The organism is Photobacterium marinum (assembly GCF_000331515.1).
In the GTDB taxonomy this organism is placed as follows: Bacteria; Pseudomonadota; Gammaproteobacteria; order Enterobacterales; family Vibrionaceae; genus Photobacterium; species Photobacterium marinum.
In genome coordinates this window covers 1-6,282 of the sequence record NZ_AMZO01000050.1, presented here as the reverse complement: position 1 = coordinate 6,282, position 6,282 = coordinate 1, and the positions used below count along the sequence as shown (strand labels likewise).

The following is a 6,282-nucleotide window of genomic DNA, read 5'->3' as shown; positions in this document are numbered from 1 at the left end:
GAGTAGGACATCGCCAGGCTTCCAATTTAGAAAAGGCCATCCGAAAGGATGGCCTTTTTGCGTTTGCAATTCAGAACTTTTTACGTTCTTCTTATACTTTATAACTTCCTCCTGAATTGAGATTGTTTCAATGTGGAGTTGTCAGAATACGCTGTTGTCTTGATGCATGAAGTACAGAGCCCATAAGCCCATAGCTTGAGTGGTTCTGTATATTTACAGAGGTGATATTCGGATAGAGAGCGGATGGCAGGTATTTAAAGTGCGACTATAGAAAAGCCCCCATGAAGGAAGCTTTTTTGATTATAGGTATTGGCAGATTTCTTCGGTCTGCTGAGTGATGAGAATACCAGCATCATGCATTTCATTACATCCAGACTCAGTGGTTTCTGCTGCTATACCCCGGCAAGCCGCTAAATTGACAATGACTGTAAACTTACCAGTTTTTTGCAGTTGCAGAGCAGTAGTTTTCACACAGTAATCGGTTGCAAGGCCACCTACAATAATGGTTGATACCTGCTTGCTTTCAAGCCACTCTATCAGCCCGGTGCTCAGTTTTTCTTGCAGGTCATGATAGCAGGCACCATAAGGGTGTAGATCTGGCTCAATACCTTTCCAGATAACATGATCATAATCAGTCACGGCAGGTAGGCCTGGTATCGTTTGAAAGCCTAGCGTACCAGGAACTGCATGGGCAACCCAGGTTAGATCAGCATTAGGGTGAGATAGCGGTTGTAGCATTTTGTCATGGCTATCGACAACCCAAATAGCACTGGCTGGGTGAGCGTCTTTAGTGAGAACTCGATAGTCAGCAAGCGCCGCTTGTTCATTGAGCGCAGGAGCAATCAGGTCTCCTTCAGGCACTGGAAGTTCTTCAGGACATAGAGGGCTGAATGTTCGCTGTGGGTCAACATCAATAGCGGCGATTGTCATATGTGTTAACTCTTACAGGATCTGGTTCAGGATATGATCAGCTTTGATCCGGCGGATCCGTTTAATCAGTTTCCTGACCGGTGCCGGGTAAGTATCGACTTTCTCGATATACTTATAGCTGCCTACTAGTTGAGTATGGCTCAAAATGCAGTTGAGTTCTGCCTGCTTTTGCTCTGCCAGTAACTGGTTCTTATCGTGCACCAGAATGGCGTTTTCGAGGTCGAGTTTCCAGGCTCGCGGGTTGAGGTTGTTACCCGTGATTAGCATATAGCTGCGGTCTACCCAAATTCCTTTGAGATGGAAGCTATTGTCATTGTGTTTCCATAGGTGAATCGCCAGTTGGCGACGTGCAATCGCTGACTCATTTTGCTTAGCAAAGTTGCGCAGATTTACTTCATACAGGTATGGCAAGCCAGCAATGGTTTTAAATGGTTCGCTCGGTGGAATGTAGAAGTCATTTGCTGTTTTATCACCTACGACAATGGTGACCTTCACGCCGCGTCGAAGTGCGCGTTTTACTTCCTTGCTGATAGTTCGCGGGAAGTTAAAGTATGGAGTACAAATAGTCAGCTCTTTCTGTGCGCTCGCAATGAGAGTACAAATATGCTGATTTAATTTGTTTTTGCGTTTGCCAAGGCCGACAAGAGGAGTCAGGCCAACTTCTTCTTCATTGATTTGTTCCGAATCAAATGAATAGTTGGCGCGTTGTAGTTGACTACGGAAGCTTTTGATAGCGCCTTTTAATGCTTTGGTTTGTGGTCTCTCTGACTGGCTGAGACAGTTTACTGCATCACTTCTGACGAGGTTATCCATAATGAACTTCGCCATGCTGTCTGCCAACTGAGGGTTATGAATAACGTGGTATCGATCGTAACGATAACGGTCATGCTGGGCCAGGTAAACATCGTTTAGACTTGCGCCGCTGTATATGACTTTGTCATCAATGACGAAACCTTTCAGGTGAAGGACGCCAAAGACTTCTCGATCGCGTACCGGAACGCCAAGCACATCGATATGCTGGTTGTATTTTTCTGCGAACTCACGATACAAAGCCGCGTTACCATCAGACTTAGCTGCACCGATAAGGCCGCGCTGGGCCCGGTGCCAGTCAACTAACACTTTGATATCCAATTCTGGATTAGCTTCTTTCGCTTCATATAACGCGGTTAGGATACCGCGGCCGGCATCGTCGTCCTGCAGGTAAAGTGCAACAAGGTAAATGCGCTGTTTGGCTTGGGTGATTTCCCTGTGAAGACGTTCGCGGAATGATGCTGCGTCGAAAAGTGTTTCTAAATCTGCTGGCTTGTGTGCAATACAAGGTAATTGCTCAATGCGCAGCCTATTAGCAATAGCTGAATCCATTATCGCCTCGTTTACGCGATCAATTTAAGATAAATATGTTAAATAAGAGAGTGATTATACCAGAAAGTTCTCGAATACTATGTATACCGATGTCATCTTGTGTCACGGATAGGATGAATAACTGTAAATTTAGTGTTCATAGCGCATTGGAATCAAGTCTTTACCGCTCTGTCGGTAGCGGCGAATTCGGCTTTCCAATGGCTCAGGCAGTTCATTGTCAGGAATGGTTTCAAAACCTGCTCGTGCGTAGAGCTCTTCTAGGTAACTAAAAGCAAAGCAGAAGCAAGGTTGTTTGTTTATTTGGTTCTGGCTGGCATTTAGTAATTGTTTGGCAAGTCCTGTACTTCTTTTTTCCGGATGTACTAACATGCCAGTTAGTAACTGGTATTGTTCAAACTGTTTGAAGCGGACGCAGCAGATAATGCTGCCATCTTGTTCTCCTATCCAGATAATCTCGTCTTTTTTTGCTTTTCCTGCCGGATAGTACGACTTATAGAAACGGTTAATTAATGGGAAGCGCAGGGGCTCCAGTGCGTGGAATCTTAGCTTGCTCATAGGGAAAACACTGCGCCATGGCGCTGAATCAGTTAAAATGCGGCCAATAGTATAGAGATATGGTTCGATATTAGCATGAAAGTTTTGCAAGAAAGGTCATTGGCGCCCTTTCACACCTTCGGTATCGAAGTGGCAGCCGAGCATATCATTGTTGCCGAATCGGCCCAAGATTTGGTAATGATATGGCGGGATGAGAAATACCGATCATTGCCCAAAATGGTGGTTGGTCAGGGTAGCAATATTCTGTTTTGCGAAGATTATGCCGGTGTCATCGTCTTGAACCGTATCCTTGGTGTCGAAATTACTGAAACGTCGGATGCTTACCAGCTGCATGTCGGGGCCGGTGAAGACTGGCACCAGTTGGTCCGTTCGACGGTAGCGAATAATATGCCGGGATTGGAAAATCTAGCACTCATCCCTGGCTGTGTTGGTTCTTCCCCAATCCAGAATATTGGGGCTTACGGCGTGGAGCTGAAGGATGTTTGTCAATACGTTGATGTGATTGAACTTGAGAGCGGTGAGCAATCGCGTATATCGGCAGCGGATTGTCAGTTTGGCTATCGTGATTCTGTTTTCAAACATGCTTTGAAAAACACTCATGCCATTGTTGCAGTCGGTTTACGTTTGTCTAAGGACTGGCAGCCAAATACCAGTTATGGCCCTCTGGCAAAGTTAAATGCTGAGGATGTGACACCTCAGACAATCTTTGATGAAGTGTGCCGTATCCGCCAGTCGAAACTGCCGGATCCTAATGTCTCAGGCAATGCAGGAAGCTTCTTTAAAAACCCTGTCGTTGAACCAAATCTGCGCGATAAGCTTTTGGCACAGCATCCAGGGATGCCAAGTTATGCCATGGCTGATGGTTCTTATAAGTTGGCTGCAGGGTGGCTAATTGATCAATGTAACTTAAAAGGTTATCGGCAAGGTGGGGCTAAGGTACATGAGCAACAGGCTTTGGTACTGGTTAACCACCACCATGCAACAGCTCAAGATGTTTTGGCATTAGCGCGCCATATTGTCTCAACTGTTAAGCAACATTTTGGCGTATCGCTGGAGCACGAAGTCCGCTTTATGAATGCACATCAGGAAACAACACTGGCAGAGGTGCAGTCATGAAAGATCATTCAACACGTTTAGCGTTGGTGGCTATGCTGTCTGACGGCCAGTTTCATTCCGGTGAGGCGTTAGGGGAATCACTTGGTATTTCGAGAGCTGCCATCAGTAAACACATCAAGGTGTTGCAAAGCTGGGGGCTGGATATTTATCGGGTGCAAGGGAAAGGCTATAGTCTGGCTAGCAAACTGGAACTCCTTGATTGCGATAAGATTTTAGCTCAGGTAAAGTGCCCTGGCCTTGAGCTTATTCCTGTTATTGACTCCACTAACCAGCATTTGTTGGATCGAGTTGGTCAGTTGCCTCAAGGGGCGGTTTGTCTGGCCGAATATCAGGAAGCCGGCCGTGGTCGTCGTGGTAGGCAGTGGTTGTCACCGTTTGGAACCAATCTTTATCTTTCCATGTACTGGCGCCTCGATGCCGGGATGGCTGCTGCGATGGGGCTGAGTCTCGTGGTTGGGGTTGCTATAGCTGAAGCCCTGCAGTCTCTGGGGGCTGATGGCGTGAAGGTGAAGTGGCCAAACGATCTGTATTATCAAGATAAAAAACTGGCAGGTATCCTGATTGAGATGACAGGCCAGGCCGGTGATGCGGCTCATCTGGTGATCGGCATGGGACTTAATGTTGCAATGGCGGAGCAGGAAGGAAGCGGAATTGATCAGGCCTGGACTAATCTTGCCCGGGCTTGTGATGGCTTACCTGAGCGTAATCAGCTTGCTGCAACACTTATTCAGCAACTGCATCAAACATTAGAACAATACGAGCAAGTGGGTCTTGAAGGCTTTATTGAACGCTGGAACCGACTTGATAACTTTTTGGATCGCCCTGTGAAATTGTTGATTGGCGAGCGTGTGGTTGAAGGAGTAGCCCGCGGGATCAACAGTCAGGGGGCTTTATTACTGGAAACCGAGCAAGGTCTAAAACCTTATATCGGTGGTGAGATCAGCCTTAGAGGTTGTTAATGCAATTACTTATTGAAGCGGGCAACACTTATGTCAAAGTTGCCCAACTGTTTGACGATGGCAACATGGAGCTGCTGGGACGGTACCCGAGCGGTAAGCTTGAGATGGTTCTTGAGCCGCTGTTGGAAAAAGGAATCAACAGAATCGTTTTTGCCAGTGTTGGCCCTGTCGAAGTGGACAACTCTATCCAGCGTATCGCCCAGCTGGCCAATATCCCGGTGATGCAGGTGAAAACCTTGCGTAAGGATTTCGGGGTTAAAAACGCCTATTCTGAGTATCAGTACCTTGGGGTTGACCGTTGGCTGACTCTAGTGGCCATTCATCAGGAACTGAAAAAGGATACCGTGATTGTTGATATCGGTACCGCACTGACGTTTGATGTTCTGTCTGAAGATGGGAAACATCTTGGTGGTTGGATTGCGCCTGGTTACCAATTGATGATGAAGTCGGTACTGGAAAATACCACCAAGGTGTTCTCTGATCGTGACCATACAGACACACTGACTTTTGCTGATAATACCGCTGATGGTTTGAAGAACGGTTGCCGTGCAGCCTTGCTGGGCCTAATTGAATATGGATTGTCCCAGGCGCGGGATAAACTTAAGACTGAACCGGAAGTGATTTTATGTGGTGGTGGGGTGCGGCATTTGCCGATCTCCTGGGGTAAACATTACCGCCATCGCTCAGAGCTTGTTCTGGAAGGCCTTGCTTTGTATGCAAAATGTCGCTAGTGCTCAAAATTACAGCGCTCAATTAAAAACATTAAAAAAAACCACGAAAAGGTATTGCAAGGGCTAAAATCATTCTCTAGAATGCGCAGCAATTACGCCGACTTAGCTCAGTAGGTAGAGCAACTGACTTGTAATCAGTAGGTCACCAGTTCGATTCCGGTAGTCGGCACCATTATTTGCAAAACCCCTGGAGGGGTTCCCGAGTGGCCAAAGGGAGCAGACTGTAAATCTGCCGGCTCCGCCTTCGATGGTTCGAATCCGTCCCCCTCCACCATTTTCAAATGATTGAATAGCTTAACGAGCGACGAGTCTTGCGGGCATCGTATAATGGCTATTACCTCAGCCTTCCAAGCTGATGATGCGGGTTCGATTCCCGCTGCCCGCTCCACATTTCTGGTTTGCTGATATAGCTCAGTTGGTAGAGCGCACCCTTGGTAAGGGTGAGGTCGGCGGTTCAAATCCGCCTATCAGCACCACTCTCTCTCCAAGTCACTTCAATCCTTTTGATATATACTCTACAAACCCATGATTGGTTGTGTGGTCGTAATGCCACCAAATACCGTGCCTAGAGGGACTATCCATGTCTAAAGAAAAATTTGAACGTACTAAACCGCACGTTAACGTTGGTA

The 6,282-nt window shown here is 46.9% G+C and carries 6 protein-coding genes and 4 tRNA genes; 7 read left to right on the top strand and 3 right to left on the bottom strand.

Annotation, left to right across the window (positions count from 1 at the left end):
• Positions 1-300 precede the first annotated feature (300 nt).
• The 3 genes from C942_RS23690 to C942_RS23680 form a co-directional block, all read right to left on the bottom strand.
• The gene (locus C942_RS23690) at positions 301-930 is read right to left on the bottom strand and encodes a nicotinamidase (protein ID WP_007471292.1); all 630 of its coding nucleotides are present in this window, start codon (positions 928-930) and stop codon (positions 301-303) included.
• Between the two features lie 12 nt (positions 931-942).
• Positions 943-2,292, bottom strand: a complete 1,350-nt coding sequence (gene pssA / locus C942_RS23685; protein WP_007471290.1) for a CDP-diacylglycerol--serine O-phosphatidyltransferase — start codon at positions 2,290-2,292, stop codon at positions 943-945.
• 129 nt (positions 2,293-2,421) lie between these two features.
• Complete coding sequence (locus tag C942_RS23680) at positions 2,422-2,847, bottom strand: GNAT family N-acetyltransferase (protein WP_007471288.1); 426 nt, start codon at positions 2,845-2,847, stop codon at positions 2,422-2,424.
• A 75-nt stretch (positions 2,848-2,922) separates the two neighbouring features.
• On the opposite strand from C942_RS23680, the gene murB reads away from it, so the two are divergent.
• The 7 genes from murB (at position 2,923) to C942_RS23645 (ending at position 6,129) form a co-directional block, all read left to right on the top strand.
• A complete protein-coding gene (gene murB, locus C942_RS23675) occupies positions 2,923-3,963 on the top strand; it encodes a UDP-N-acetylmuramate dehydrogenase (protein ID WP_007471286.1) in 1,041 nt (346 codons plus the stop codon).
• Entirely contained in the window at positions 3,960-4,922 is a 963-nt protein-coding gene (gene birA / locus C942_RS23670; protein ID WP_007471284.1) for a bifunctional biotin--[acetyl-CoA-carboxylase] ligase/biotin operon repressor BirA, read from the top strand. Before murB ends, birA begins: the two co-directional genes overlap by 4 nt.
• Complete coding sequence (locus C942_RS23665; RefSeq protein ID WP_007471282.1) at positions 4,922-5,653, top strand: type III pantothenate kinase; 732 nt, start codon at positions 4,922-4,924, stop codon at positions 5,651-5,653. The genes birA and C942_RS23665 overlap by 1 nt, the downstream gene beginning before the upstream one ends.
• A gap of 96 nt (positions 5,654-5,749) precedes the next feature.
• Positions 5,750-5,825: transfer RNA gene (locus tag C942_RS23660), tRNA-Thr, on the top strand.
• Positions 5,826-5,842: 17 nt separating this feature from the next.
• Positions 5,843-5,927 (top strand) — tRNA-Tyr (locus tag C942_RS23655).
• A gap of 39 nt (positions 5,928-5,966) precedes the next feature.
• A tRNA-Gly gene (locus C942_RS23650) sits at positions 5,967-6,041 on the top strand.
• 12 nt (positions 6,042-6,053) lie between these two features.
• Positions 6,054-6,129 (top strand) — tRNA-Thr (locus C942_RS23645).
• Positions 6,130-6,282: the final 153 nt, after the last annotated feature.